This is a genomic window from Chitinolyticbacter meiyuanensis, from assembly GCF_008033135.1.
In the GTDB taxonomy this organism is placed as follows: Bacteria; Pseudomonadota; Gammaproteobacteria; order Burkholderiales; family Chitinibacteraceae; genus Chitinolyticbacter; species Chitinolyticbacter meiyuanensis.
In genome coordinates, this window is sequence record NZ_CP041335.1 from 3,529,601 (window position 1) to 3,556,028 (window position 26,428).

Sequence of the window (26,428 nt, forward strand, 5' to 3'; positions counted from 1 at the left end):
GGTTGGGCCATCGCCACCCCGCGCCGCCTGTCGCGCGGGGTACGCTCGGTCAGCTGGCGCCAGCGGCGCCGGCCAGGTTCTTCAGCTCGCGTTCGAGCCGTTCGATGTCTTTCTTCACGCCAACCTTGTCGTGCAGCTCCAGCGCGCGGCGCAGGTACTGCAGTGCCTGCTCGCGCAGGGCCACATCGTCGGGCAGTGCATCGGCGGCGAGGCCCAGGCCAATGGCCTTGCGCAGGCGGGCGCGTACCTCGTCGGGCATGTCCTTGTCGGCCGTGAGCTCGTCCGCGCGGATCAGGCTGGCGTGGTCGATCAGGCCGCCGGCGGCGTGAGCCCGCAGAGCCATGTCGGCAAACTCTTCAGCGATCCAGTTCGCGGCGGTGCGTTGGTACTGATCCGGCATGGCCAAGCCGTAGCGGATGGCGTACTCGGCGATGGCCAGCGCGCCGGCGAAATCGGCCACGTCGATGCGCCAGGCCATCACCGTCATCAGCACATCGTCCTGAGCGCCGGTGCCGGCGGAGAGCACGCCGGCCACGTAGTCGGCGTACTCAGGCAGGATCTGGCGCTTGAGTGCGGCCTTGCCTTCCATCGACATGACGCCCTTCAGGCGGCGGCGATGTTCGGCGAGTTGCAGCAGCTGCAGCTGGTAATTGGTGGCGTCGGCGCGCGACATGGGATCGGCCCCGGCAGCCGCGGCTTCCTTGGCCGCGACGGCGCGCGCGAAGTGGCGGCGGGATGGGCTGCTCACGATCAGCCCTCGCCGAACTCGATGTTCTCGACCAGGCAGCCGGCCTCGAAGCGCTCGATCACATAGCCTTCGTTCACCGATTCGAAGTTCTCGATCCGGTCGTATTCCGGCGCCTCGCGGAGGGTGCGGCGGCGGGATTCCTTCTGGTAGTAAATCGAGAGGTTCTTGAGCTTGGTGATGAGCAGCGTGCCATCCGGGAAGCTGGTGGGCGCGATGGCCTGCAAGCCACCCATGCGCTTCTGGCTGATGATGATGTCGCTCGCCAGCACTTCGGAGGCCGGTTGGTCGCGGTTGATCAGCGGGAAGTACTTGTCGGCCAGCGTGTTGGTACTGCAGAGCACGACCAGATCCGTGGCGCCGCGGAAATTGGGGTGGATCAGGCCGTTCACGGCGTCGTAGACCAGGGCGTCGATGTTCTTGAAGTCCGCGCCGGCGCCGCCAACCTTGACCTTGTTCGACGCCTCGACCACTTCGCTCATGACGCGTTCGGGTGCGTTGTTGCGGTACTGCTGCAGCCAGCCGATGTTCATGTCCTGCAGCAGCGGGAACGCCACCGGATCGCTGTTGGCCGCGACGTGCGTGCCGTGGAAGCCGATCATGAGGCGGTCCGCGGCCTGCTGTTCGAGGATGGCATCGCGCAGCATGGTCTGGAACTCGGGGAATTCCGACCACTGATCGATCATTTCGTAGGTGATGTGGGTATCGAAATCGGTCTTGTGCAGCTCGTACATCAGATCGTCGAGCGCGGCGACGTCCTTGGTCTTGCGCGGGTTGATCTTGGTATTGGTGCGGCTGGCAATGGAGCCGGACACGCCCATGCCGATGCGCTTGCCCTTGAGATCACGCACGCCGTACGCGTTGATGCGCGAGAGAAAGTCGCTCGATTCACGGATCTTCTTCTCGATGGTCTGGCCGACGCTGGGCGTCGGGGTGAAGCGCTTGGACAAGTCTTCGACGTCGATGCCATTGAGCTTGGCCAGCTGCATCTGGTACTGCTTGAAGGCAAGGCGGGATTCGTTGCGCATGGTGCGGTTTCTCTCTTTTCGGTATCGGGGGCCGCTGGCAATCAGCAGTCGGTTGCGTGGTTGACCTCGCCGCCCTTGGCGGCCGGCCGCTGGCCGCCACCGTCTTGCTGGCTGAGTGCTTCACGCAGGGCAGCAAAAGCTTCACGGTCCTTGTCCCGGTCCGCCTTCAGGCTGTCGACCTCGGTGCGCAGCGCGTTCACATCCCGTGAGTAGGCCTCGCGCAGGCTGGCTTGATCGCTGGCGACGAGCTCGATGGCCTCGTCGGTTTCCTTGTTGCGGCCGGCCTGGGCTTGGGCGCTGCGGCTGAAGAGCTGCTTCACCTTGTCGAGGATGCCGGGACCGGTGTCTTCGTCGGACTCGAGCTCCAGCTCGATGGCGAAGTCGGCGGCGGAGAAGAGGTTTTCCGGGCGCAGCTTGCGGGAGGCGAACGGGTTGACCTTGGCGCCAGCGGCGAAGGCGAGCATGTCGGTGCCGAGGCTGGCCGGGGTGTCGGTGAAGGCCAGGCCTACCAGGTAGGCCTCGCCACTGTCGGCGAACTCGGTGTCGATCTCGATCGAGGGGTAGACCTTCTTGCGCTTGCGGTTCAGCGCGATGGCTTCGTCGGTGGGGTCGATCTGGGCATAGAGGCCCAGCTTGCCGCCCTCTTCCTGCACCGCTTCGGCCTTGAGGGCGAGCACGTCGCCGTAGGCGCAAAATGGGCTATCGGGCGAAATGCCCTTGATGTGTTCGAGGTTGCAGCGAGCGCCATAGCGAGACGGTCGGTAGTTCCTGGCCATCTGCTCGATCCATGAGCGCTGGATCACGCGGCCGTCGGTGGTGGCGCCTTCGAGCGCTACGCGGAAAAACTTCGTCTTGCCTGCCATCTCGGCTCCCTGTTCGGTGGCTCGCCCCAGTGGGCGCTGGTTACAGGTGCCATGTTGGTGACGGCGGGACAGGGGCGGCAATCAAGGGCCGGTGTGCCACCGCGGGGCACATTGGCGGTAGCGGGATGGGCGGGAATCGGCGCGACATCCTTGCGCCATGGATGACCTGACCTACAACCCCGATCCGCGCCGCCGCGCCCAGCTGCTCTACTGGCAGGGGCTGCGCGTGGCCCGCATCGCCGAGCTGATCGGCGAGAAGCCGGTGACGATCCACAGCTGGAAGCGCCGCGACCAATGGGACCAAGCCACGCCGGCAGATCGCGTCGACGCGACGTTCGAGGCGCGACTGATCGAGCTGACGCTGAAGCCGGCCAAGGAAGGCCGCGACTTCAAGGAAATCGATCTACTGAACCGGCAGCTGCAGCGCTCGGAAGAGCGCAAGGCGCGCGTGGGCCGCTACCAGAATGGCGGTACTGAAGCCGACTTGAACCCCAAGGTGGCCAACCGCAACGCGAAGCCGAAGAAGGCGCCGACGCGCAACGCGATCAGCGAGGCTGAGCAGGAGGCGCTGGTCGAGGCCTTCAAGGCGAGCCAGTTCGAATACAACAAGCACTGGTATCGCGCGGGCCTGAAGCACCGGATCCGCACCATCCTGAAAAGCCGGCAGATCGGGGCAACGTTCTACTTTGCGCGCGAGGCGCTGATCGATGCGCTGCTGACCGGGCGGAATCAGATTTTCATCTCGGCCAGTAAATCCCAGGCGTACCAGTTCCGGCTGTACATGCAGGACTTCGTGCGCGAGACGATCGGCATCGAGCTCAAGGGCGATCCGATCCAGCTGCCCAACGGGGCCAAGCTCTACTTCCTGGGCACGAACTTCCGCTCGACGCAGAGCTATTCGGGCAACGTCTACATCGACGAAATTTTCTGGATTCCGCGGTTCGCGCAGCTGCGCAACGTGGCTTCCGGCATGGCCAGCCATGAGCGGTTCCGGCAGACGTATTTCTCGACGCCCTCGGCGATCAGCCATGAAGCTTACCCGTTCTGGTCTGGCGAGCTGTTTAACGAGGGGCGGCCGAAGGACCAGCACATCAGCGTGGACATCAGCCACGCGGCGCTGCAGCGCGGCGTGCTATGCGGAGATGCGCAGTGGCGCCAGATCGTGACCGTGATGGACGCGATCGCAGCAGGATGCAGCTTCCTGAACATGGAGACGCTGGAGCGCGAGCGCAATCCGCTTGAGTTCCGGCAGCTCTACATGTGCGAGTTCGCGGACGACGCGACCAGCGTGTTCCCGCTGTCGATGCTGCAGCCGTGCATGGTGGACAGCTGGGCCGAATGGGCGGACGTGAAGCAGCTGGCGCTGCGCCCGTATGGCTATGAGCCGGTGTGGATCGGCTATGACCCGGCTGGCTCGAACACCGGCGGTGATAGCGCGGGTTGTGTAGTGCTGGCGCCGCCCAAGGTGCCGGGCGGGCCGTTCCGCGTGCTGGAGCGGCACCAGTGGAAGGGCCTGGACTTCGCGGCCCAGGCCGAGGCAATCCGCCTGATGACCCAGTGCTACAACGTGCAGTACGTCGGAATGGACATCACCGGCATCGGTGCCGGCGTGTACCAGCTGGTGAAGCAGTTCTATCCGGGCGTGCGCGGCTTCAACTACTCGGCCGACTTGAAGAACTACATGGTGCTGAAGGCGTACGACGTGATCAGCAAGCGCCGCCTGCAGTGGGAACACGGCTGGACCGAGATTCCCGCGGCCTTCATGGCGATCAAGAAAACGATGACCGATTCCGGCCGGCAGGCGACCTACAAGGCCGGCCGCAGCAAGACCACCAGCCACGCCGATCTGGCGTGGTCGATCATGCACGCCCTTTGCCATGAGCCATTGGAAGGGGAAAGCGCACACAGCCAGAGCTTCATGGAGATTTTTGAATGACCCAGCAGACCCAACACATCGAGGCGTTCACCTTCGGCGATGCGGTGCCGGTGATGGACCGCCGCGAGCTGATCGACTACTTGGAGTGCGCACGCTTCGGCAAATGGTACGAGCCGCCGATCCCGTGGGATGCGCTGGCCAAGTCGTTCCGGGCCGCGGTGCACCATAGCTCGCCGATCTATGTGAAGCGCAACATCCTGGTGAGCACCTTCAAGCCGCACCGAATGCTGTCGCGCTCGGACTTCGGCCGGCTGGTGCTGGAATACGCGATCTTCGGGAACTGCTACGCCGAGGTGCGCCGCTCGCGCCTGGGCTCACGCTTCAAGCTGCAGCCGGCGCTGGCCAAGTACACGCGGCGCGGTGTGGATCTGGATCGCTATTTCTTCGTGACCGAGGTCGGCCAGGCGCACGAGTTCGAGGCGGGCAGCGTCTGGCACCTGAGCGAGCCGGATATCAATCAGGAGGTGTACGGGCTGCCGGAGTACCTGGCCAGCATGCAGGCGACCTGGCTGAACGAGTCGGCCACGCTGTTCCGCCGGCGCTACTACACCAACGGCGCGCACGCCGGCTTCATCCTCTACATGACCGACACCGCGCAGCAGCAGGGCGACATCGATCGGCTGCGCGAGGCACTGAAGAACGCCAAGGGACCGGGCAACTTCAAGAACCTGTTCATCCACGCGCCGGGCGGCAAGGAGAAAGGAATCCAGATCATCCCGGTATCGGAAGTGGCAGCCAAGGATGAGTTCTGGAACATCAAGAACGTGACCCGCGACGACCAGCTTGCGGCTCACCGCGTGCCGCCGCAGCTCATGGGCATCATCCCCAACAACACCGGCGGCTTCGGGGATGCGACCAAGGCGGCCCAGGTGTTCGAGGCCAACGAAGTGAAGCCGCTGCAGATGCGGTTTGCGGAACTGAACGACTGGCTTGGGGAGGAGGTGGTACGGTTCGAGCCCTATTCGCTGTCGGTGGAGGCAGTGCGAGACGCTAGGCAGTCGCAGCCGTGATTGAGCTGTGTCTGCCGCTCAGTTGCTCTGGTGGGTTTCGATGAATTCAGCCCACACAGCAGGTGCTGACTGCAGGTATTGCAGCCGTCTCGCAGCAGATAGCGAGCGCCAGAACGGCGCCCAAAAGTGTGACCACCAAAATTCAATGTTCCCCTGCAAGCTTCCAACGCCTTCCGGATCAAACCCTGGGAAGGCAAGCCAGGGCTGCAGCGGTTGCAGCTGCAGCGCATCCAACGTGTGAAGCAGGTCCACACTGTTGGTGAGCATTTCCACGACGGCGCCGTTGAACTCGGGACGGACCGCTCCGTGAATCGAGTATCCGCGAGAATTGGTGACTTCGACGATGAAATATCTCCCAACGGATGGGATCAGGAACTGAGTCGCGATAGCACTTCGCACTCGGTCTGCATCGTCGTTCGAAACCATGAACGTGAGTCGGTACGCATAAAGGTCCTCGCCAACCAGCAAGTCCTTTTGGGGGAACGTCGCAGCATCGACAGTGCGCCCAGCCAGATGATCGACGCGATATGCATCCAGGGGGTCCTTCTTGCGTCCGAACATTGAAGCAATCTTCTTCAGCACCCCAGCCCCTTAGTTCTCGTAGATGTGATCGGCAACCCAGTCCGCCCCGAAATAGCCCGCGGCGCCGAAGATGATGCCACCAACCAGCCCTGTGATCACGGCGCCGGGCCCGGTCTCGATACCGACTGCAGCGCCTGCCACACCGCCCACCTTGAAGCCCGCATAGGCAGCGCCCCATCCACCAGCCTGTCGCACCACCTCGGCCGTAATCGGTTTCACACTCTTGGCCTTGAACGACTGTCCAGTTGCGTGCCCCAGATCGTATGCGGTGAACGCAATGCCCACTACCTGAACAACACGTGCTGCGCGAACCAGTGTCGCGGATGTTTTCAGTGACCCTGGTGTGAAGATTGCGCCGGCCGGGACGCGCCTCCCCTCGATCAAGACTTCTTTATCGATTTCACGCACGTAGCTCGCGATCTGGTCGACGCGCCGTGCCAGGTGAGGATTTGCGACCTTGTAGTCGGCGAGCGACTTCAAGATTTCATCTGTCGATACCAGCCTGGCACCCGAGGCAATCGCCTTGTTGATGTCGATAAAGATGTCTTTGCCGACAAAGCGCGGCGAGCCTTCGGGAAAAATCGAGCTTGTGGACACGTAGCGCGACTTGTTGTTGCCCATGACGTGTTCGGCGATCGACGTCGTGCTGTTCCATTCCTTTGGGATCAGGCCATAGCGCTCCGGGTAGAGCTCTGACAGGTTGCCCAGTGGAGATAGGTTCATTTTGGCCAGGTACGGGCTATCGGCAGCCGCGTATATCCGCCGAACGAGAAAGCCATCCTTGCCAACCTCATCCACCACCACGAAGAAGAATGCGCGCGCGGGCATCAGGTGTGCCGTGATGTCGTAGGTGGACTGCGGCTTCGTGTTTGTCGTTACCGTTTGAGCAACTGCACCCATTACCATTTCTCCAGCGCGGCCACGCCAACGAAAACCGTCAGATCCTGCGCGCCATCAGTAAACACGCGCTCGCAGCAGCCAAGCTCGTCGGAAACGCCCTTGTAGCTGGTTCCTGCCGCATCGGTGATGTGGTAGGGCACGTTGGCAAGTGCGCGGCCATCTTCGTCGACCAGGCGGATTTGCTCGTCGTGCTGTTCCTGCATCGCCTGCTTGTCCATTGCCGCGGCAGCGCTCACCACAGCTGCTGCAGCTGCCGCCGCACCACTCGACGTCATCGCTGCAGCGCCGCCGCCAGGTTCATGCGTACCGCGCGATTGGCCCGCAGGGATGAGCGTTGCGCCGCATGCCGTTTTGTCACCTGCTCGCGCGAGCTGCCGCCCCATCAGCGCGATATTGTCGCCGCCCTGCACGATGGCAAAGCTGCCCTTGCACAGCGGGCAGACCGTCATGTCGCCCACTGTGGCGATGGGTTTTCCATCAAACGTCATGGGGCTTTGCGCGGACACGACCGTGCCGCCGTGGCTAGTCTTGTCACCCAGCACGATGAAGAGCTTTCCAGCCATGCTTACATGAACCGCATATTTATTCGGTCGTCATGGTAAGACGCAGCAACCTAGGGGGCAACTGGCAGGCCGCCCGAAGGTGACCTGGCCCACGACATACGGTGGGCCGTTGCGCCCCGGCGCGCGCCCTCGTGCCCCCGCCACGCCTGCGCGCTTAAGAGGTCTGTTTTTATGCAGCTGCAGAAATGCCCAGGAAGCCAGCCAGAATGCGTGCTGCTGCGCTGCTGACAGCGGCGACAAAAACTTGCGGATTTATGCGGTCAAGCGCATGCGGTTTAATCGGGCGGCTGCAGCGGCCGTCACAGGCACACCGGTGGCAGACGGATAACACGGGCGAGACGACGGGAAGCTTGGCCTGCCGAGCCACTTGGAATCGCGAAGTGGTATTGAAATCACCACTGGACCAGAAGGGCGAAGCGGACCGAGTTTTTGCAATTTGCAAAAACCCAAGCTCTAGGAAAGGAGCGCTGAAAGCAAAAACGCGGCTGGAAGCCGCGTTTTTATTACTGGTGCCCGGGGTCGGACTCGAACCGACACGCCTTGCGGCGGGGGATTTTGAATCCCCTGCGTCTACCGATTTCGCCACCCGGGCAGGGAAGAGCGCGATCATAAACGCGTGGCTCGGTGCTGGCAAGCGCGCGCTCAGTCGCCGTCGTCCTGCTGCTTGAGGGTAAGTGCACGCTGATATAGCGCATTGCGCGGCGCACCGGTGATGGCCTGGGCCAGCGCAACAGCCTGCTTCACCGGCAGCTCGGCCACCAACGGCGCCAGCACCACATCGTGTGCGCCTTCGTCGCCAACGGCATCCTGCTCGGGGGCCGCGTCGATCAGCAGCACGAATTCACCGCGCTGCTGGTTGTTGTCCGCTTCGACAAATCCTGCCAGCTCGCCCAGTGGAGCGCGGCGTATCGTTTCGAAGGTCTTGGTCAGTTCGCGCGCCATCACCGCCGTGCGCTCGGCGCCGAAGGCCGCCACCAGGTCTGCCAGCGTATCGAGGATGCGGTGCGGTGCTTCATAGAACACCGTCACATGCGGCTGCTGTGCCAGCGGTGCCAGCGCATCCTGGCGCTGCTTGGCTTTGGGCGGCAGAAAGCCGTAGAACAGCGTGTGGGGACAGGTGAAACCGGCGGCGGAAAGTGCCGTGGTCAGCGCACTGGCGCCGGGCACCGGCACCACCGGGTAACCGGCGGCGTGCACGGCCGCCACCAGTACGGCGCCTGGATCGGAAATGGCTGGGGTGCCGGCATCCGATACCTGCGCCACCGCTTCGCCAGCAGCTAGGCGGGCCACGATGCGCTCCGCCATGGCGCGTTCATTGTGCTCACGCACGCTGATCATCGGCGTGCCGATGCCGAAGTGCTTCAGCAACTGGCCGGTTACCCGCGTATCCTCGGCGGCGATCACGTCAACCTGGGCCAGAACTTCGCGTGCGCGCGACGAAAAATCCCGCAGGTTACCGATGGGCGTGGCCACCACATATAATGCAGGCCTTGTAATGATAAAGGGCTCGCTATGCACGCTCTCGGTCTCCTTGCCCGGCCATGGCGCCGGCTGATCGCGCCCGTACTATACGGTGCCGTCCTGGTGGCGGCCAGCGGCTGCGCCAGCCCGCAACCGGCCCAGCGCGAAACCCCGCTGGTGCTGCAGCCCTCCCCGGTGCCGATGCCTACCCCGGTAGTCGAATTGCAGCCGCTCCAGCCGGAGCCGGCTATCAGCAGCAGCGCTCCCGCTCCGGCGACAGCCGCGCCCGCCGAGCAGCCGATCACGCGTGGTCCGGACTATATCGCGCTGCTGCTGCCGACCAAGGCCAAGCAATGGCGCGTGGCGGCCGAGACCATCCAATCCGGCGTGCTGGCAGCCGAGCGCACGCTGGCCGATGCCCGCACGCCGCGTGTGCGGCTGATCGCCACCGAGGACAACGAGCAGGACATCCTCGCCGCATTCGATCGCGCCAGCCAGGACGGGGCGGTCGCGGTGATCGGCCCGTTGTCGAAAACGGCGATCGGCTTGATTGGTGACGGTGCCGACATCCAGATGCCGGTGGTGGCGCTCAATGCCTTTGCCGAGGAGACGCTGCGCCGCCGCAATCTCTACAGCTTCAGCCTCGCCATCGAAGGCGAGGCCCAGCAGGCCGCGCGGCTGGTGGCCGACCGCGGCGTGCAACGCCCGGCGGTGATCGTCGCCGATGGCAGCCTCACCCAGCGCATGGCGCAGGGTTTCAGCAGTGCCTGGAGGGCCGAGCGCAATGCACTGCCTGCCGTATTGCCGATCTCCGCCGCCAGCAATTTCAACGACCTGCGCGCCCGCATCGATGCCACTGGCGCCGATGGCGTGTTCCTCGCCACCGACAGCCGCACCGCGCGCAGGCTGCGCCCCTTCATCGGCAACGATCTGCCGGTGTTCGCCACCAGCCAGATTGATCCGGGCAACCTCGGCGCTACCGCTCTTGTCGACCTCGCCGGCATCAGCTTCTACGACATCCCGTGGCTCGCTACGCCGGATGATCCCACCTACGACTTCTACGCTCGCAAACGCACCCGCACCAATGATCTGGAACGACTGTTTGCCCAAGGCGTCGATGCCTACCGGCTGGTGCAGGCGCTGCGCAGCAGCGAACCCGGCAATGTCCGCATTCCGGATGGCCTGACTGGCAAGCTGACCATCGACGGCAACGGCGTGGTGCAGCGCGGACTCTCGGTGCGCACGCTCAAGGCCAACCCGGCCGAGCTGCCGCCGGAGCCGGTGGTCGAACCGCTGCCTGTGGTGCAATGAGCGATCGCGGCGCGGCGGCCGAGGCCCGCGCGGCCGCCTACCTGCAGCGTCAGGGTCTGCGCATCGTCGAGCGCAACTGGCGTTGTCGCCGCGGCGAGATCGACCTGATTGCCCGCGACGGCAACACCCTGGTGTTCGTCGAGGTGCGCGCCCGCGCCAGCCGCAGCTTCGGTGGTGCGGCCGCCAGCATCACCGCCACCAAGCGGGCCCGCATCATCGCTGCCGCCGAACATTATCTGCTCGGCGTGCGCCCCACCCCGCCCTGTCGCTTCGACGCTGTCTGCATCGACGGCGACGCGCTCGATTGGTTGAAGAACTGTTTTGACGCGGGCTGAATCCCGCCAAGGAAGACGATGGATTTGAACGAACGTGTGCAGCAGCATTTCCTCGACAGCATCGCCGCGCAGCAAGCCACGGCCGCGTTGATGAGCCCGGCCATTGCCGATGCCGCCGAGAAGCTGATGCAGACCTTGATCGCCGACGGCAAGATCCTGGCTTGCGGCAACGGTGGCTCGGCTGCCGATTCGCAGCACTTCGCGGCGCAGATGGTGGGCAGGTTCGAGCGCGAACGGCCGGGCCTCGCGGCGCTGGCGCTGACCACCGACAGCTCCGTGCTCACCGCGCTTGGCAGCCACGACGATTTCGACCTGGTGTTTTCCAAGCAGATCTATGCGCTGGGCCGCGCCGGCGATGTGCTGCTGGCGATCTCGCCCTCGGGCAATGCCGCCAATGTGATCTCCGCCGTGCATGCGGCGCACGACCGGCACATGAGCATCATCGCCCTCACCGGCCGCGACGGCGGCCAGATCGGGGAACTGCTCGGCGGCGATGACGTTCATATCTGCGTGCCGGCCACCCGTACGGCCCACATCCACGAAGCACACATCACCGTGCTGCACGCGCTCTCCGACGCCGTGGATTACCTGCTCCTGGGAGGAGAATAAGTTGTTGAAGAAGCCCCTGCTCATCACCACCCTCGTGACCGCCCTGGGCCTGACCGCCTGCGTGCCGGCGGTATTCGTGGCCGGCGCCGCCGTTGGCGCACTGGTCGGCTCCGATCCGCGCCCGACGCAGACCCAGACCAGCGACATGAAAATCGCCGCCGAGATCAGCGCCCGCATCATCGATGCCTACAAGGAGCGCGCCCACGTCAACGTGAACGTGTTCAATGGCCGCGTACTGCTCACCGGTGAAGTGCCGGACGATGCCGCCCGGCAGAACGCGGCACAGCTCGCCTCCAGCTATCCGGGCGCCAAGGTAGTGCACAACGAGACGGTGGTCGCCCCCCCCTCCCCCGCCACGGACCGGTTGAACGACACCCAGATCACTGCGCGGGTGAAGACCGCCATCCTGACCGATGCCGGCGATGCCCAAGCCATCCACTTCGTGGTGACCACCGAACGCAAGGTGGTCTATCTGATGGGCCAATCGAGCTCGTCGCTGGCCGATGTCGCCGCTCGGGCCGCCAGCTACATCAGCGGCGTGGAACGCGTGGTGAAGTACATCGACATCAAACCATAACAAAACGAGCCAGGTCGGCTACAACAACGGCTTGAGATCGCGCGCGATCATCTGCATCAGCATCGGTTGTGCCTCGGCCGTCGGGTGCAGTTGGTCCGGCTGGAACAGGGTGGGCTTGGTGATCACCGGCGCCAGCAGGAACGGCGTGAGGCCGATCTTGTATTCGCCGGCGATTGCCGGATACATGGCGGCGAAGGCGGCGGTATAGTCGGGACCATAGTTCGGTGGCATCTGCATGCCAACGAGGTGGACCTTGGCGCCGGCCTTTTGCGCGGTCTTCACCATGTTGGCAAGGTTGGACTTGGCGTCCTTCACCGGCAACCCGCGCAAGCCATCGTTGGCACCAAGCTCGAGGATGACGAGGCGCGGCCGATGCAACTTGAGCGCCTGCGGGAACCGGGTGACGCCGCCAGCGGTCGTTTCACCGGAGACGCTGGCGTTCACCACGCGGTAAGGCTTGCCCTGGCGCTTCAACTCCGCCTCCAGCAGCGTTGGCCACGCCGATTTTGCGGCGATGCCGTAGCCGGCAGACAAAGAATCACCGAACACCAGCAGCACCGGATCGGCGGCCGTTGCCGCCATGGCCCACAACAACATGCATGCGCCCAGCACAACGCGACGCGCCATTCCGCAAAGGCCCTTCATCGTGACCCACTCTCCCATACTCGAAGCCGAAGCACTCGGCAAACACGTGGCGGCCGCCACTGAAGAGCTCGACATCCTCTCCGGTGTTTCGTTCTCGCTGGCCGCAGGCGCCAGTTTAGCCATCGTCGGCGCCAGCGGCTCGGGCAAATCGACGTTGCTGTCACTGCTGGCCGGGCTCGATACACCTACCCGCGGCAAGGTGCGCATGGCAGGCGAGGATCTCGGCGCCATGGATGAGGACGGCCGCGCCCGCCTGCGTGGCCGGGTTGCCGGGTTCGTGTTCCAGTCGTTCCAGCTGCTGCCCGAGCTCACGGCATTGGAAAACGCCATGCTGCCGCTGGAGCTGGCCGGCCGGGCCGACGCAGAGGCAGTCGCCGGCGACTGGCTGGCACGGGTCGGCCTCGCTGCTCGGCGCTCGCATACACCGCGCACGCTCTCCGGGGGCGAGCAGCAGCGGGTGGCGCTGGCACGCGCCTTCGCGCCGGGACCGCAGATTCTGTTCGCCGACGAGCCCACAGGCAGTCTCGACACCCACACCGGCGAGCGGATCGCTGACCTGCTGTTCGAGCTCAATGCCTCCACCGGCACCACGCTGGTACTGGTCACCCACGATGAAAAACTGGCAGCGCGCTGCAGCGCACGCCTGCGCCTGGCCGCAGGCCAGGTCACCGAACAGGTGGGCGTATGAGGGCGCTGGCCCTGCTGGCCTGGCGCCAGTTCCTGCGCGGCTTGCGTGCCGGCGAACATCGCACGCTGATCGCCGCGCTTGCCGTCACCATCGCCGCGCTGACTGCCGTCGGCCTGTTTGCCGGGCGAGTGAACAGCCTGCTGAACCACGAGGCCAACAACCTGCTGGCTGCCGACGCGGTCGCCTCGGCCGACCATCCGCTGCCGGCGGCGTTCGAGGCTTCGGCCCGCCAAGGCAAGCTCGCCGTTTCGCAGACGCAGAGCTTCACCTCGATGGCCGGCGCCGGTGACGACGCGGTGCTGACCAGCGTGAAGGCCATCGCCGGCCCCTACCCGCTGCGTGGCAAGCTGCAACTGCAAACCACCGCTGGGGCACGCGATGCCACCCATCCGCCTGCCCGCGGCGAGGTCTGGATCGACGAGCGCCTGGCCAGCCGGCTCAAGCTCCGGTTGGGCGATACGTTGCGCCTCGGTACGCTGCAGCAGCGCGTCACCGCGCTGATCATCCGCGAGCCGGATGTGGCACTCGATTTTGCCGGGCTGCAGCCGCGCCTGATCATGAACGCGAGCGACCTGCCGCAATCGGGCCTGATCGGCTTCGGCAGCCGCATCCGGTACCGGCTGCTGGTAGCCGGCGACGAAGCCGCGGTGGGCCGCTGGCGCACAGCCACCGAAGCCAAGCTGGGCCGCGGCGAGCGGCTGGAAAATGTACGCGAATCACAACCGCAGGTACGCCGCGCGCTGGAGCGGGCGGAAACCTTCCTGCGCCTCGTCACCCTGCTCGCTGCCACGCTGGCTGGTACCGCGGTGCTGCTGTCGGCACGTCGCTACAGCACCCGCCAGGCCGACGGCGTGGCGCTGTTCGTCACGCTGGGCGCCACCCGCGCCCGCATCCGCGGCCTGCTGTTCATCGAGCTGGCGCTGATCTTCGTGCTCGCCGCAGTCGTCGGCGGCGCCATCGGCTGGATCACGCAGGAAGCCTTGTCCTGGCTGATCCGCGACAGCCTGCCACGCGCCCTGCCCGCGCCGACACCGCTGCCGTGGCTGGCTGCGTGCGCGCTGGGGCTGACGCTGCTCGCCGGCGTGGCCGGCCCCACCCTCATGCAGCTGGCGCGCACGCCGCCAGCGCGAGTGCTGCGGCGTGAGCTGACCGCGCCACCACGGCTGTGGCTCAGCCTGTCCGCGACGCTGGCCGCGGCCTGCGCGGTGTTCTACTGGGTGGCGGGCAGCGCCAAGCTGGCGCTGCTGGTTGCCGCTGGCATCGTCGGAGCACTGGTGGTGGCCGGGCTGCTGGGCTGGCTGCTGCTCAAGCTGGTATCACGCTTCGCCCGTGGCTTTGCCGCGCGGATCGCGCTGCGGCAACTGGCGCGGCGCAGCTGGCTGTCCGCAGCACAGCTGGGCGCGCTCGCAGTGGGGCTGTTGGGCTTGTGGCTGCTCACTGCGGTGGAGCGGGATTTGCTCTCCGCGTGGGAGCGCAGGCTGCCAGCCGATGCGCCCAATGTGTTTGCGTTCAATATCCAGCCGGACCAGGCCGAGGCCTTCCAGGCCAGCATCGCCAGTGATGGCGTCAAGGATGCCGTACTGCAGCCGATGATCCGTGCGCGTTGGCAGACGTTGAACGGCAAGCCGGTCGATCCCAAGCGCTATGGCGACGACCGCGCGCGGCGCCTGTCCGAGCGCGAGTTCAATCTGTCCTGGGGCGAGATGCTGCGGGCGGACAACCGCATCACCGCCGGCACGCCACTGTCTGGCAGCGGCTGGTCGGTGGAGGCCGGGCTCGCCGAGACGCTGGGGATCAAGGTCGGCGATACGCTCGGCTTCGATGTGGCCGGCACGCCGATCTCGGCCAGGGTGGCGAACCTGCGCACGGTCGAGTGGGATTCGTTCCGGGTGAACTTCTTCGTGGTCGGCACCGGGCCGATGTTTGCCGATGCACCCACCAGCCTGATCACCAGTTTCCACCTGCCGCCGGGCCACAGCAATGCGCTGGCCAACTGGTCGCGCGCCTACCCCAGCGTGACCTTCATCGACGTCGGCCAGGTGCTGGGCGAGGTGCGCCGGGTGCTGGGCCTGTCGGCCAGCGTACTGCGGCTGGTGTTCGTGTTCTGCCTCGCCGCCGGCATCGTGGTACTGCTCGCCGCACTGGAAACCTCGGCGCCCGAGCGGCGGCGCGAGGCGGCCATCCTGCGGGCGCTGGGCGCACACAGCCGGCAGATTGCCGCCATCCAGTGGTGGGAAGGCGCGCTGATCGGCGCCACCGCCGGCCTCGTCGCCGGCCTGGCCGCTGCGCTCACCGGCTGGGCGGTCGGCACCGAGGTGCTGGGCTTGAGCTTGGGTGTGAACTGGTGGTTGCCGCTCTACAGCACCGTGGCCGGCCTTGCGCTCGCCGCCGTCGTCACAGCCTGGGAGCGGCGCCAGCTGGCACGCTCCACTGCCCTGGCGTTGATCCGAGATCCGGGCTGACTTATCCGCCATGCGAGGCATGCTTGTCCCGCATGGCGCAGTTGCAACCCCGGCATTCCCCGTGCCGCCCTGCATTGGTTATGCTGCTAGCAATAACGGGGGAAACAACAGATGGCGAATACCTGGTTTGTGGAAGTCGCCGTACCGGCGCTGATCGTGACCAGCATCGTCTGCCTGGTCAGCTATGCCTTGCTGGCACGGATGATCTACGACTACATCTCGCGCAACTACGGCGACCTGCTGCCGCAACGCGATACCTGGGTGCAGGGCGACGATATCGCGATGGGTTTCGTCACCACGCTGAGCCATATCAATCGTACCGGGGGCTGGCGCCGTATCGAGAGCGCGTTCTGGCGGCGGCTCTACGTGCTGAATCGTGCGCTGGGCTGGATCGGCTCGATCGCACTAGTCATCTTCCTTGGCGGCTTCTTCGTATAAGCACCGATCCGGCGCTGCACCGGATGTTTCTCGACTACGGCCTGCCGGCACTGCTCATCACCAGCCCGGTCGGCTCGCTGTTCTAGGTGAGCCTGGCGCGCCTGTTGTACGACCATGTCGAGCGGCACTATCGCGACATGCTGCCCGAGGGCACCCGCAATCCGCTGCTGGCCGACGATGACGCGCTCTTGGGTATCGTGCGCGCCATCGGCAATTGGCGGCGCGCCGGTCAGTATCGTCTTATCGAGGCGCGCTGGTGGTAGCGCACGATGTCGTCGGCCTGCGTCACAGGCTGGATGGCGGCAGCGAGCCTGCTGATCCTGGCCCTGGGTTTTGTCGGCATCCTGCCGCTGTAGCCGCGAGCGACACACCGCTCAGGGCCTGTTCCACGCAAAAAAAGCCCCGCATCGCGCGGGGCACAAGCCGTACTCGTTGAAACTGGCGATCAGGCCAGCCGTTGTTCCGTTTGCGGATCGAACAGCACCACCTTGCTGGTGTCGAGCTTGAGCCGCATGGTCTCGCCCGGATGGCGCGCGGCGCGCGGGTGCACGCGGGCGACCACTTCCTTGCCGTTCACCTGGGTGAAGATCATGGTATCCGGGCCGGTCGGCTCGGTCAGGTGCACCCTGCAGGCCAAACCCGCTTCGCCCTCTTCAGCAACCTCGATCTGCTCCGGGCGGGCACCCAGGATCACTTTCTGGCCGATGCGATCGGCGAAGCGAGCGCCGTTCTGCAGCGCCACGAAGCGCGCATCGCCCTCGCTCTGCAGGCTGACGCCGTATTCGCCGCCCTGCTCGGCCAGATGGCATTCGATGAAGTTCATCGATGGCGAGCCGATGAAACCGGCAACGAACAGGTTGGCCGGGCGCTCGTAGATTTCCTCGGGACTGCCGAACTGCTGGATCACGCCATCCTTCATCACCGCGATCTTGTCGCCCAACGTCATCGCCTCGATCTGGTCGTGCGTCACGTACACGATGGTGGTCTTCAGGCGGTGATGCAGCTGCTTGATCTCGGTACGCATCTCCACGCGCAGCTTGGCGTCGAGGTTGGACAGCGGCTCATCGAACAGGAACAGCTTGGGATCGCGTGCCAGGGCACGGCCCATGGCCACGCGCTGGCGCTGACCACCGGAGAGCTGGCCAGGCTTGCGATCGAGCAGATGATCGATCTGCAGCATCTTGGAGACACGGCTGATGATCTCCTCCTGCTGCTTTTTCGGTACGCCACGGGTTTCCATGCCAAAGGCGATGTTCTGCCGCACGTTCATCGTCGGGTAGAGCGCGTAGCTCTGGAACACCATGGCGATGTCGCGGTCCTTGGGTGCCACGTTGTTGACCACGCGCTCACCGATGTGGACCTCACCCGAGGTGGGGGCTTCCAGCCCGGCGATGATGTTCATCAGCGTGGATTTGCCGCAGCCGGATGGGCCGACCAGGATCAGGAATTCGCCGGCCTCGATATGGATATCGATGCCTTTGAGGATGTGGGTGTCGCCAAAGCTCTTGGTGACGTTCTTGATGGCGAGTGCGCCCATGTGTTTCTCCGTTTTTTGGCCCGGGCAGCGCAAGCGGTGCGGCCCGGTTCCGGTGTTGTTCGATCAGCCTTTCACGGCGCCGGCAGTCAGGCCGCGCACGAAGTACTTGCCCGCCAGCACGTAGACGATGATGGTCGGCAAGGCGGCGATGATGGCTGCGGCCATGTCGACGTTGTATTCCTTGACGCTGGTCGAGGTATTGGCGAGGTTGTTGAGGCCCACGGTGATCGGCTGGCTGTCGCCCGAGGAGAACACTACTCCGAACAGGAAGTCGTTCCAGATCTGGGTGAATTGCCAGATCAGCACCACCATCACGATCGGCGTCGACATCGGCAGCACGATCTTGAGGAAGATGCGCCAGAAGCCCGCGCCATCGAGGCGTGCCGCCTTGATCAGCTCGTCCGGAATACTCACGTAGTAGTTGCGGAAGAACAGCGTGGTCGATGCGATGCCGAACACCACATGCACGAACACGAGGCCGCCCACCGAGCGTGCGAGCCCGAACCAGCCCAGCGTTTGCGCCATCGGCAGCAACACCACCTGAAACGGGATGAACACGCCGAACAGGATCAGCGCGAAGGTGAGCTCGGAACCACGGAACCGCCACTTCGACAGCACGTAGCCATTGAGCGCACCGAGCGTGGTGGAAATCAGCACGGCCGGGATCACCATCTGCACCGAATTCCAGAAGTAGCGCGACAAGCCGCCACACTCCACGCCGGTACACGCTGTGGACCATGCCTTGGTCCAGGCATCGAAGGTGATGCTCATCGGCAGCGCGATCAGGTTGCCAGCCCGGATCTCGTCCATGCTCTTCACCGAGGTGGTGGCCATGACGTAGAGCGGCAGCAGGTAATAGACGGCGGCGTACAGCAGTACCGCGTAGAGCGCAAAGCGCCAAGCCTTGTTTTGATTATCCATTGCGGCTGCCTCGCAGTTCCGAATACAGGTAAGGCACCACGATGGCGGCGACGGTCATCAGCATCATCATCGCGCTGGCTGCGCCAACGCCCATCTGGCCACGGGTGAATGCCATCGAATACATGAAAGTGGCCGGCACATCCGACGAGAAGCCGGGGCCGCCGCCGGTGAGCGCCATCACCAGATCGAAGCTCTTGATCGCGATGTGCGCGAGGATCATCAGCGTAGAAAAGAACACCGGGCGTAGTGCCGGCAGCACGATCTTCCAGTAGATGCGCGGCAGGCTGGCGCCATCGATCTGCGCCGCCTTGATGATGGAATCGTCGATGCCGCGCAGACCAGCCAGGAACAGCGCCATCACGAAGCCGGACGATTGCCAGATACCGGCGATCACCACGGTGTAGATCGACATGTCCGGGTTCACCAGCCAATCGAAGGTGAAGTTGGTGAAGCCCCAGTCATGCACCAGCTTTTCCAGGCCGAGGCCCGGGTTGAGCATCCATTTCCAGGCGGTACCGGTCACGATGAACGACAACGCCATCGGGTACAGGTAGATGGTGCGCAGTGCGCCTTCCTGGCGCACCTTCTGGTCGAGCAGCACGGCGAGCAGGATGCCGATGGCCATTGCGCCACCGATGAACAACCCGCCGAAGATGAACAGGTTCTTCACCGCCACCCACCAACGCTCGTTCTCGAACAGCGTGACGTACTGGGCCAGCCCGGCCCATTCGTAGTTGGGCAGCAGGCGCGATGTGGTGAACGACAGGTAGCCGTTCCACAGGATGAAGCCGTAGACGAACACCAGCGTCAGCAGGAAAGACGGGGCCAGCACCAGCCGCGGCAGCCAGCGCTCCGCAAAGCCGTACTGCGCCGGTCCGTTGTAGGAACTCATGATTGTTTCTCCAGGCACCCCGGTTGGGGTCGCGGCCGCGCGCTTGTATCGATCACGGCTGGACCGCGGGAAACCAGCCACCTGGTCGGGTGGCCGGCGGGCTTGCTGTTACTTGACCTTGGCTGCGTTGGCGAGCTTGTCGGCCGCTTGCTTGGCAGTCATCTTGTCGTCGTTCCAGAACTGCGACACGACGTCGTAGATGGCGCCTTGCGTGGCCGAGTGGACTGCCATGCCGTGGGCCATCGACGGCACCAGCGAACCCTTCTTGCTGGTGGCGGCGAAGTCCTTGGCCGATTCCTGGCCGCAGGCGTCGAACTTGCTCATGTCGAGGCCGGAACGGACCGGGATCGAACCCTTGTTCAGGTTGAACACTTCCTGGAATTGCGGGCTCATCACGGCCGAGGCGAAGTCCTTCTCGCCCTTCTCGGCATCCTTGTTCGGCAACTTGAACATGGCGAAGCTGTCGATGTTGAAGGTGTAGGCAGCAGCGGTACCTGGGGCCGGCACACACAGGAAGTCCTTGCCCGGTACCTTGCCGGCGGCGAGGAACTCGCCCTTGGCCCAGTCACCCATGAACTGCATCGCGGCCTTGCCGTTGATGACCATGGCGGTCGCCAGGTTCCATTCGCGGCCCGGGGCGTTTTTGTCGGTGTACGGCTTGATGCGCTTGTACGTTTCCAGCGCCTTCACCATGGTCGGGCTCTTCAGGCTGTTCTGGTCGAGCTGCACCAGCGACTTCTTGTAGAAGTCCGCACCGCCCACACCCAGCACCACCGATTCGAACACCGTGGCGTCCTGCCACGGCTGGCCACCATAGGCCACCGGCTGGATGCCGGCCTTCTTCAGCGCTTCAGCGGCGGCGAAGAATTCGTCCAGCGTGGTAGGCACCTTGGCATTGGCTTTCTTCAGCAGCTCCGGGTTCACCCACAGCCAGTTCACGCGGTGCACGTTGACCGGCACGGCCACGTAGCTGCCCTTGTACTTCATTACATTGGAGACCACCGGCGGCAGCAGCTTGTCCCAGCCTTCCTTCTTTGCCACATCGTCGATCGACGCCAGCACGCCCTCTTCGCCCCATTCCTGGATCGCCGGGCCCTTGATCTGCGCGGCGGTCGGCGGATTGCCGGACACCACGCGCGTTTTCAGCGCAGTCATCGCGTTCTCGCCGGCGCCGCCCGCAACCGCGAAGTCCTTCCACTTGTGGCCCTTGGCTTCGAGCATCTTCTTCAGCTCGGCAGCGGCCTTGGCCTCGCCGCCAGACGTCCACCAGTGCAGCACTTCCACTTCCGCGGCATTGGCCGCAAACGCTACCGCCATGGTCGCGGCGCACAGCGTCATACGCAAAGCTTGCATTTGTTGTGTCTCCTAGGCACGAGCCGCCCCACGGCGGTGCTCGATGCACCAACTGTAGTCACAACGAAAGGGCTACGGAATGAGGTGTGCCATGTAAGGCGATTGCCGTATTGGCGACTGGAATATGCAAAGAAGGCAGAAAACGATCAGATAGCGAAAAGAAATACGCGTTTAAGAAACGAAAAAAAGGGCAGCCGAAGCTGCCCTTTTTACTGCACCTACTAATCTGCTCAGATGAACTGATTAGAAGCCGGTCCAGGTACCAACCAGGATACGGGTCGCGTTATCCTTGCTAGCGGCCTTGCCGTCAGCGTTTTGCCAGATAACCGAGTTGGCATCCCAGTTGTTGCCAACCATGTTGTGGCGGATTTGCAGGAACGCGCCGGTGTTCTTCGACAGACCGTAATCCCATTGGAAACCGATGGTTTGGAAGTCGTTGTCGTCTTGAGCAACGTTGTCGCGCTCAGCTTCTTGCCAGAAGTAGCCCAGGCTCAGAGCGTTCTTGCCGAACGAGTAGGTACCACCGATCAGGTAACCGATTTGGTCAGCATCAGCACCTTGGGTGTCGATGTTTGCACCACGCACAGCAGCGCGCAGAGCGAAGTCACCGAAGGTTGCACGGCCACCGACGATCCAGTTGGCGAAGTCGGTACCGATTTCTTGGGTCAGACCGTTCGGGCGGGTGCTCGACGGGCCGCCGGCCCAGTCACGACCAGCAGGAACCGGAGTGCCGTCGGTAGCTTGATAATAGCCAGCGTCGAGGTTGAAGTTGCCAGCAGCGAAGTGACCAGCGACTTCCCAGGCTTGAACGTCGCCACCATAGTTGTCGCCGCTATCCCAAGTAGCCGAGAAGTTGAAACCACCGAAGTTCGGCGAAGCGTAGGTGATACCTTGGCCGAAACCAACGTTCGAGGTTTCACCGACGGTACCCGAGAAGCCCTTCGAGCCATACGGCCAGTCTTGGATCAGGTAGGTGTCGGACCATTGGTTACCGAACTTCACAGTACCCCACGAACCACCGTAAGCGATCCAAGCTTCGCGGATGCCCCACGAATCAAAGCGATCCGGAGTAGCAACCTTTTGAGCCAGGCGCCACGACAGAACGTCGCCCGAATCCAGCTTGTCCTTGCCATCGACGTTCACGACGATAGCGATTTCTTGCAGCAGCTTGCCGCCAGTTTCGCCATTGCCTTTGTCGTTGTTGGTGCGATAGAACAGGTCCATTTCGGCGGAGCCGCTGATCGAAACATCAGCGAAAGCCGGGGCAGCGAAAACTGCTGCGACGGAAGCAGCAACCAGAGCACGCTTGAACATTTATAGGTCTCCTGATTTAAGAAGATGGTGGTTAACACCAGCTTGTAGCGGTGAAGCCATTGTTACCTCCGGCTTAACCCTGAGGCAGAGGATAAAAGAACCGACAGGACAGCCGCAAACCGGGAACGGTCTTACGCCGGACTTTGTCGCTTGTACGCAACAAACCACCGCTCATCCGGCGCGCGAACAAAACAAAACCGCCGGCTAAGCGGCGGTTTTGCTGGATTAGCGAGGCCAAGACTCAGCGGCTTGCCATCACGCGGACCATTTCGAGCACCTTGCTCGAATAGCCCCATTCGTTGTCATACCACGACACCAGTTTGACGAAGGTCTTGTCCAGCGAGATACCGGCGGTGGCGTCGAAGACAGAGGTGCACGATTCGCCGCGGAAGTCGGTGGAGACCACCTTCTCGTCGGTGTAGCCGAGCACGCCCTTCAACTCGCCTTCCGAAGCGGCCTTGAGCGCGGCGCAGATTTCCTCGTAGCTCGCTTCCCTGTTCAGCTCGACCGTCAGGTCGACCACCGAGACGTCGGACGTCGGCACGCGGAACGACATGCCGGTCAGTTTACCCTTCACTTCCGGGATCACTACGCCTACAGCCTTGGCCGCACCGGTCGACGACGGAATGATGTTTTCCAGAATGCCACGACCACCACGCCAATCCTTGTTGGACGGGCCATCCACTGTCTTCTGCGTTGCCGTGGTGGCGTGCACGGTGGTCATCAGGCCGCGCTTGATGCCGAAGGTGTCGTTGACGACCTTGGCCAGCGGCGCAAGACAATTGGTGGTGCACGAAGCATTGGAGATGATCGCTTCGCCGGCATAGGTCTTGTGGTTCACGCCATAGACGAACATCGGGGTGTCGTCCTTGGACGGCGCGGACAGGATCACCTTCTTGGCGCCCGCGGCGATGTGCTTCTCGGCGGTTTCCTTGGTCAGGAACAGGCCGGTCGACTCAACCACCACATCGGCACCGACTTCGTTCCACTTCAGTTCGGCCGGATCCTTCACAGCGGTCAGGCGGATGGTCTTGCCGTTGACCACGAGGTGACCGTTCTCGACCTTCACGTCGCCCTTGAACTTGCCATGCACGGAGTCGTGCTTGAGCATGTACGCGAGGTAGTCCGGCTCCAGTAGATCGTTGATGCCGACGATTTCGATGTCGTCCGCAAAGTTGTAAACAGCGGCACGGAATACCATGCGGCCGATCCGGCCGAAGCCGTTGATGCCTACCTTGATCGCCATGAATCTTCTCCGAGAGAGTAGTGGGACCGAGCGAGCCCGGGATGATTGAATGCTGCCGCAGCGCCGCCACGCGATTCTTGTGTCAGGACAAGATCGCGCAGACGAAGCGAAGCAACTGATCCAGCACTCGCTGCATCCAGCCTTGCAGCGAGTTTACGTATGTCATGTTACAGCATGCCCGATGGCGAGATCGGGCGGGAATGCCCTAATCCGGCGGCCCATCAGGAGCGCAGCGCAGCGGCCTCGCGCGCCAGCGCGGTGATCGCAGCCCAATCGCCGGCGTTGACCTTGTCCTTGGGCGCAAGCCAGGAACCGCCGACGCAACCGACATTGGGCAGGGCCAGCAACTTGGTTGCCGATTCCGGCGTAACCCCCCCGGTGGGACAGAACAACGCCTGCGGCAGTGGGCCACCCAGTGCTTTGAGCATGCCAAGGCTGCCTGCCTGCTCGGCCGGGAACAGCTTGAGCGCATCGAACCCCAGCTCCAGCGCGGCAATCACCTCGGACGGCGTCATTACGCCCGGCAGCAACGGCATGCCGGCGGCCTTGGCCGCAGCGGCCAGCTTCTCGGTCAGGCCCGGGGTCACGGCAAACTTGGCACCGGCTGCCTTGGCCTCGGCAAATTGCTCCGGACGCACCACGGTGCCAACGCCGACGATCGCATCAGGCACCGCTTCGGCAATTGCCTTCACCGAAGCCAGCGCGGCCTCGGTGCGCAGCGTCACTTCCAGCACCTTGATCCCGCCATCGACCAGTGCCTGCGCCAACGGCACGGCGTGCTCGACCTTCTCGATCACCAGCACCGGCATCACCGGGCAGGAACGCATGATTTCGCGGATGTTCATTGTTTGAGCTCTATCCATATGGAGTTGAACAGTACGGTCGGACGAACCGGCCACGCCAGATGCCGGCAGCCCGGCTGAACTGCATATCAATAATCAGTGGGCCAACCCGAGCGACACAGCGCCCTCTTCAGCTGCGGTCGCAGCAGCGCGGAACGTGGCGAACAGCTCGCGCCCCATGCCATGGCCGTTGCGCGCCAGGTCCGCCGTCGCCACTTCGCGGGCAGCCCATTCCGCGGCATCGACCTTGGCTTCAATCACGCCAGCCTCGGCGTCGAGCCGCATCAGGTCGCCGGTCCGCACCTTGGCCAGCGCGCCGCCACAGACCGCTTCAGGCGTCATGTGGATGGCCGACGGTACCTTGCCCGACGCACCGGACATTCGGCCATCGGTCACCAACGCCACCTTGAAGCCGCGATCCTGCAGCACGCTCAACGCCGGGGTGAGCTGGTGCAGCTCGGGCATGCCATTGGCACGCGGTCCTTGAAAGCGCAGCACCGCGATGAAATCTCGCTCAAGTTCGCCGCGCTTGAAGGCGGCCAGCACATCTTCCTGATCGTCGAACACGATGGCCGGTGCCTCGACCAAGCGATGCTCGGGTGCTACCGCGGAAATTTTGATCACCGCGCGGCCGACATTCCCCAGTAGCAAGCGCAAACCGCCGTCCGGGCTGAACGCCTTGGCCACTGGGGCCAGCACATCGGCATCCCCGCTGATGGCGGGTGCATCGCGCCACTCGACCTGGCCCTCGATCAGGAATGGCTCCTGCGCATAGCGGCGCAGGCCCGGTCCGGCATTGGTCAGCACGTCGTCGTGCAGCAGGCCCGCATCCAGCAGCTCGCGGATCAGGAAACCCATGCCGCCTGCGGCATGGAAGTGATTCACATCAGCCGAGCCGTTCGGATAGACCTTGGCCAGCAGCGGCACGATCTGCGACAGATCGTCGAAGTCGCTCCAGTCGATCACGATGCCGGCCGCACGCGCGATGGCGATCAGGTGGATGGTGTGATTGGTCGAGCCCCCGGTGGCCAGCAAGCCAACGATGCCGTTGACTATGGCTTTCTCGTCGATGACCTTGCCAACAGGGGTGAACGCTTGGCCTAGCGCCGTGATCTGCGCCGCACGCCGCGCAGCAGCGGCGGTCAGTGCATCGCGCAGTGGGGTGTTCGGATTGACGAAGGCGGCGCCTGGCAGATGCAGGCCCATCACTTCCATCAGCATCTGGTTGGAATTGGCGGTGCCGTAGAAGGTACAGGTGCCGGCACCGTGGTAGCTGCCCTCTTCCGAAGCCAGCAGCTCGTCGCGGCCGCACTTGCCCTCGGCGAACAGCTGGCGCACCTTGGCTTTCTCCTTGTTGGAGATGCCCGAGGTCATCGGGCCGGCCGGGATGAACACCGCCGGCAGGTGGCCGAACTGCAACACACCAATCAACAGCCCCGGCACGATCTTGTCGCAGACCCCGAGTGCCACGACGCTATCAAATACGTTGTGTGACAACGCCACTGCCGTGCTCATCGCGATCACGTCGCGGCTGAACAGGCTCAGCTCCATGCCCGGCTGCCCTTGGGTCACCCCGTCACACATCGCCGGCGTGCCACCGGCGAACTGGGCAGTTGCCCCGACTTCGTGCACCGCAGCCTTGATGATGGCAGGGAAGGTCTCGAACGGCTGATGCGCCGATAGCATGTCGTTGTACGACGACACGATGCCCACGTTGGGCGCGCGCATTTCGCGCAGCATGATCTTGTCGTTCGCGGGAGCCGCCGCCCAGGCATGTGCCTGGTTGGTACAGGCCAGCCCCTTGCGCACCGGCTCCTGCGCCGCCGCCGCGTCCAGCCACTGCAGATAGCGCTCGCGCGACGGCCGGCTACGCTCAGCGATGCGGGCGGTCACCTCGGCCAAGCGGGGATGGATGGGCATGGCGGACTCCGGGGCGTGGGACTTGGGGGTGAGTAGCGACCGGGTACGGCACTACATACTATGAGGCGTAGTTTTACTACAACTGCTTAACAACATCAACCCATCACCACCCGACGAACGTTGTTGTTGCAATGCAACAATAACGAGCATCGGCGCGGGCTGCAGACGGTGAATTGCCGAGAACCCCAATCGAATCAAGGGCTCGGGAGAAACCGTTTGCGCCGATTTTTGAGTACGTAGTAAGATTACA

At 63.9% G+C, this 26,428-nt stretch carries 26 protein-coding genes and 1 tRNA gene; 10 read left to right on the top strand and 17 right to left on the bottom strand.

Annotated elements, in window-relative coordinates:
- Positions 1-49 precede the first annotated feature (49 nt).
- From gpM to FLM21_RS16955, 3 genes are read right to left on the bottom strand one after another with little or no spacing between them, the layout of a single operon-like run.
- Complete coding sequence (gene gpM, locus FLM21_RS16945; protein ID WP_148716697.1) at positions 50-748, bottom strand: phage terminase small subunit; 699 nt, start codon at positions 746-748, stop codon at positions 50-52.
- A gap of 2 nt (positions 749-750) precedes the next feature.
- On the bottom strand, positions 751-1,773 hold the full coding sequence (locus FLM21_RS16950) for a phage major capsid protein, P2 family (RefSeq protein ID WP_148716698.1): 1,023 nt from the start codon (positions 1,771-1,773) through the stop codon (positions 751-753).
- Between the two features lie 41 nt (positions 1,774-1,814).
- Positions 1,815-2,636 (bottom strand): GPO family capsid scaffolding protein, encoded by an 822-nt coding sequence (locus FLM21_RS16955; protein ID WP_148716699.1) that lies wholly within the window; start codon positions 2,634-2,636, stop codon positions 1,815-1,817.
- Positions 2,637-2,793: 157 nt separating this feature from the next.
- On the opposite strand from FLM21_RS16955, the gene FLM21_RS16960 reads away from it, so the two are divergent.
- Together FLM21_RS16960 and FLM21_RS16965 are read left to right on the top strand one after the other, a co-directional pair.
- Positions 2,794-4,572, top strand: a complete 1,779-nt coding sequence (locus tag FLM21_RS16960; protein WP_148716700.1) for a terminase large subunit domain-containing protein — start codon at positions 2,794-2,796, stop codon at positions 4,570-4,572.
- Positions 4,569-5,582, top strand: coding sequence for a phage portal protein (locus FLM21_RS16965; protein ID WP_148716701.1), 1,014 nt, complete (start codon positions 4,569-4,571; stop codon positions 5,580-5,582). Before FLM21_RS16960 ends, FLM21_RS16965 begins: the two co-directional genes overlap by 4 nt.
- An 18-nt stretch (positions 5,583-5,600) precedes the next feature.
- On the opposite strand, the gene FLM21_RS16970 is transcribed toward FLM21_RS16965, so the two are convergent.
- The 5 genes from FLM21_RS16970 to rsmI form a co-directional block, all read right to left on the bottom strand.
- A complete protein-coding gene (locus FLM21_RS16970; RefSeq protein ID WP_148716702.1) occupies positions 5,601-6,164 on the bottom strand; it encodes a hypothetical protein in 564 nt (187 codons plus the stop codon).
- A gap of 9 nt (positions 6,165-6,173) precedes the next feature.
- Positions 6,174-7,064, bottom strand: coding sequence for a glycine zipper family protein (locus tag FLM21_RS16975; RefSeq protein ID WP_148716703.1), 891 nt, complete (start codon positions 7,062-7,064; stop codon positions 6,174-6,176).
- Complete coding sequence (locus FLM21_RS16980) at positions 7,064-7,627, bottom strand: PAAR domain-containing protein (RefSeq protein ID WP_148716704.1); 564 nt, start codon at positions 7,625-7,627, stop codon at positions 7,064-7,066. Before FLM21_RS16980 ends, FLM21_RS16975 begins: the two co-directional genes overlap by 1 nt.
- A gap of 507 nt (positions 7,628-8,134) precedes the next feature.
- A tRNA-Leu gene (locus FLM21_RS16985) sits at positions 8,135-8,219 on the bottom strand.
- 50 nt (positions 8,220-8,269) lie between these two features.
- Positions 8,270-9,103 (bottom strand): 16S rRNA (cytidine(1402)-2'-O)-methyltransferase, encoded by an 834-nt coding sequence (gene rsmI / locus FLM21_RS16990; RefSeq protein WP_148717590.1) that lies wholly within the window; start codon positions 9,101-9,103, stop codon positions 8,270-8,272.
- Positions 9,104-9,139: 36 nt separating this feature from the next.
- Between rsmI and FLM21_RS16995 the strand changes: the two genes are divergently transcribed.
- From FLM21_RS16995 to FLM21_RS17010, 4 genes are read left to right on the top strand one after another with little or no spacing between them, the layout of a single operon-like run.
- A complete protein-coding gene (locus FLM21_RS16995) occupies positions 9,140-10,399 on the top strand; it encodes a penicillin-binding protein activator (protein ID WP_148716705.1) in 1,260 nt (419 codons plus the stop codon).
- On the top strand, positions 10,396-10,734 hold the full coding sequence (locus FLM21_RS17000) for a YraN family protein (protein ID WP_148716706.1): 339 nt from the start codon (positions 10,396-10,398) through the stop codon (positions 10,732-10,734). The genes FLM21_RS16995 and FLM21_RS17000 overlap by 4 nt, the downstream gene beginning before the upstream one ends.
- Positions 10,735-10,752: 18 nt before the next feature.
- Entirely contained in the window at positions 10,753-11,343 is a 591-nt protein-coding gene (locus tag FLM21_RS17005) for a phosphoheptose isomerase (protein WP_148716707.1), read from the top strand.
- 4 nt (positions 11,344-11,347) lie between these two features.
- Positions 11,348-11,920: a BON domain-containing protein gene (locus FLM21_RS17010; RefSeq protein ID WP_187359959.1), complete on the top strand. Its 573-nt coding sequence runs from the start codon at positions 11,348-11,350 to the stop codon at positions 11,918-11,920.
- An 18-nt stretch (positions 11,921-11,938) separates the two neighbouring features.
- Here the strand turns inward: FLM21_RS17010 and FLM21_RS17015 are convergent, their stop codons facing one another.
- Positions 11,939-12,517, bottom strand: a complete 579-nt coding sequence (locus FLM21_RS17015) for an arylesterase (RefSeq protein ID WP_222846718.1) — start codon at positions 12,515-12,517, stop codon at positions 11,939-11,941.
- Between the two features lie 49 nt (positions 12,518-12,566).
- Between FLM21_RS17015 and FLM21_RS17020 the strand changes: the two genes are divergently transcribed.
- The 4 genes from FLM21_RS17020 to FLM21_RS20945 all read left to right on the top strand — a co-directional run bounded on the left by FLM21_RS17020 (position 12,567) and on the right by FLM21_RS20945 (position 16,416).
- Positions 12,567-13,253 (top strand): ABC transporter ATP-binding protein, encoded by a 687-nt coding sequence (locus FLM21_RS17020; protein WP_246120749.1) that lies wholly within the window; start codon positions 12,567-12,569, stop codon positions 13,251-13,253.
- On the top strand, positions 13,250-15,715 hold the full coding sequence (locus FLM21_RS17025) for an ABC transporter permease (RefSeq protein WP_148716711.1): 2,466 nt from the start codon (positions 13,250-13,252) through the stop codon (positions 15,713-15,715). The genes FLM21_RS17020 and FLM21_RS17025 overlap by 4 nt, the downstream gene beginning before the upstream one ends.
- 111 nt (positions 15,716-15,826) lie before the next feature.
- Positions 15,827-16,153, top strand: a complete 327-nt coding sequence (locus FLM21_RS17030; RefSeq protein WP_148716712.1) for a hypothetical protein — start codon at positions 15,827-15,829, stop codon at positions 16,151-16,153.
- An 86-nt stretch (positions 16,154-16,239) separates the two neighbouring features.
- Positions 16,240-16,416: a hypothetical protein gene (locus FLM21_RS20945; RefSeq protein ID WP_187359960.1), complete on the top strand. Its 177-nt coding sequence runs from the start codon at positions 16,240-16,242 to the stop codon at positions 16,414-16,416.
- A 182-nt stretch (positions 16,417-16,598) separates the two neighbouring features.
- Here FLM21_RS20945 and FLM21_RS17035 read toward each other — a convergent pair whose 3' ends face one another.
- The 8 genes from FLM21_RS17035 to edd all read right to left on the bottom strand — a co-directional run bounded on the left by FLM21_RS17035 (position 16,599) and on the right by edd (position 26,178).
- Complete coding sequence (locus tag FLM21_RS17035) at positions 16,599-17,690, bottom strand: ABC transporter ATP-binding protein (RefSeq protein WP_148716713.1); 1,092 nt, start codon at positions 17,688-17,690, stop codon at positions 16,599-16,601.
- Positions 17,691-17,753: 63 nt separating this feature from the next.
- Complete coding sequence (locus FLM21_RS17040; protein WP_148716714.1) at positions 17,754-18,611, bottom strand: carbohydrate ABC transporter permease; 858 nt, start codon at positions 18,609-18,611, stop codon at positions 17,754-17,756.
- Complete coding sequence (locus tag FLM21_RS17045; protein WP_148716715.1) at positions 18,604-19,503, bottom strand: carbohydrate ABC transporter permease; 900 nt, start codon at positions 19,501-19,503, stop codon at positions 18,604-18,606. The genes FLM21_RS17040 and FLM21_RS17045 overlap by 8 nt, the downstream gene beginning before the upstream one ends.
- A 108-nt stretch (positions 19,504-19,611) precedes the next feature.
- Positions 19,612-20,856 (bottom strand): ABC transporter substrate-binding protein, encoded by a 1,245-nt coding sequence (locus FLM21_RS17050; protein ID WP_246120751.1) that lies wholly within the window; start codon positions 20,854-20,856, stop codon positions 19,612-19,614.
- 243 nt (positions 20,857-21,099) lie between these two features.
- On the bottom strand, positions 21,100-22,170 hold the full coding sequence (locus FLM21_RS17055) for a porin (RefSeq protein WP_148716716.1): 1,071 nt from the start codon (positions 22,168-22,170) through the stop codon (positions 21,100-21,102).
- 241 nt (positions 22,171-22,411) lie between these two features.
- Positions 22,412-23,416: a type I glyceraldehyde-3-phosphate dehydrogenase gene (gene gap / locus FLM21_RS17060; protein ID WP_148716717.1), complete on the bottom strand. Its 1,005-nt coding sequence runs from the start codon at positions 23,414-23,416 to the stop codon at positions 22,412-22,414.
- 221 nt (positions 23,417-23,637) lie between these two features.
- Entirely contained in the window at positions 23,638-24,261 is a 624-nt protein-coding gene (gene eda / locus FLM21_RS17065) for a bifunctional 4-hydroxy-2-oxoglutarate aldolase/2-dehydro-3-deoxy-phosphogluconate aldolase (RefSeq protein WP_148716718.1), read from the bottom strand.
- Between the two features lie 93 nt (positions 24,262-24,354).
- Positions 24,355-26,178, bottom strand: coding sequence for a phosphogluconate dehydratase (gene edd / locus FLM21_RS17070; RefSeq protein WP_148716719.1), 1,824 nt, complete (start codon positions 26,176-26,178; stop codon positions 24,355-24,357).
- Between the last annotated feature and the right edge of the window lie 250 nt (positions 26,179-26,428).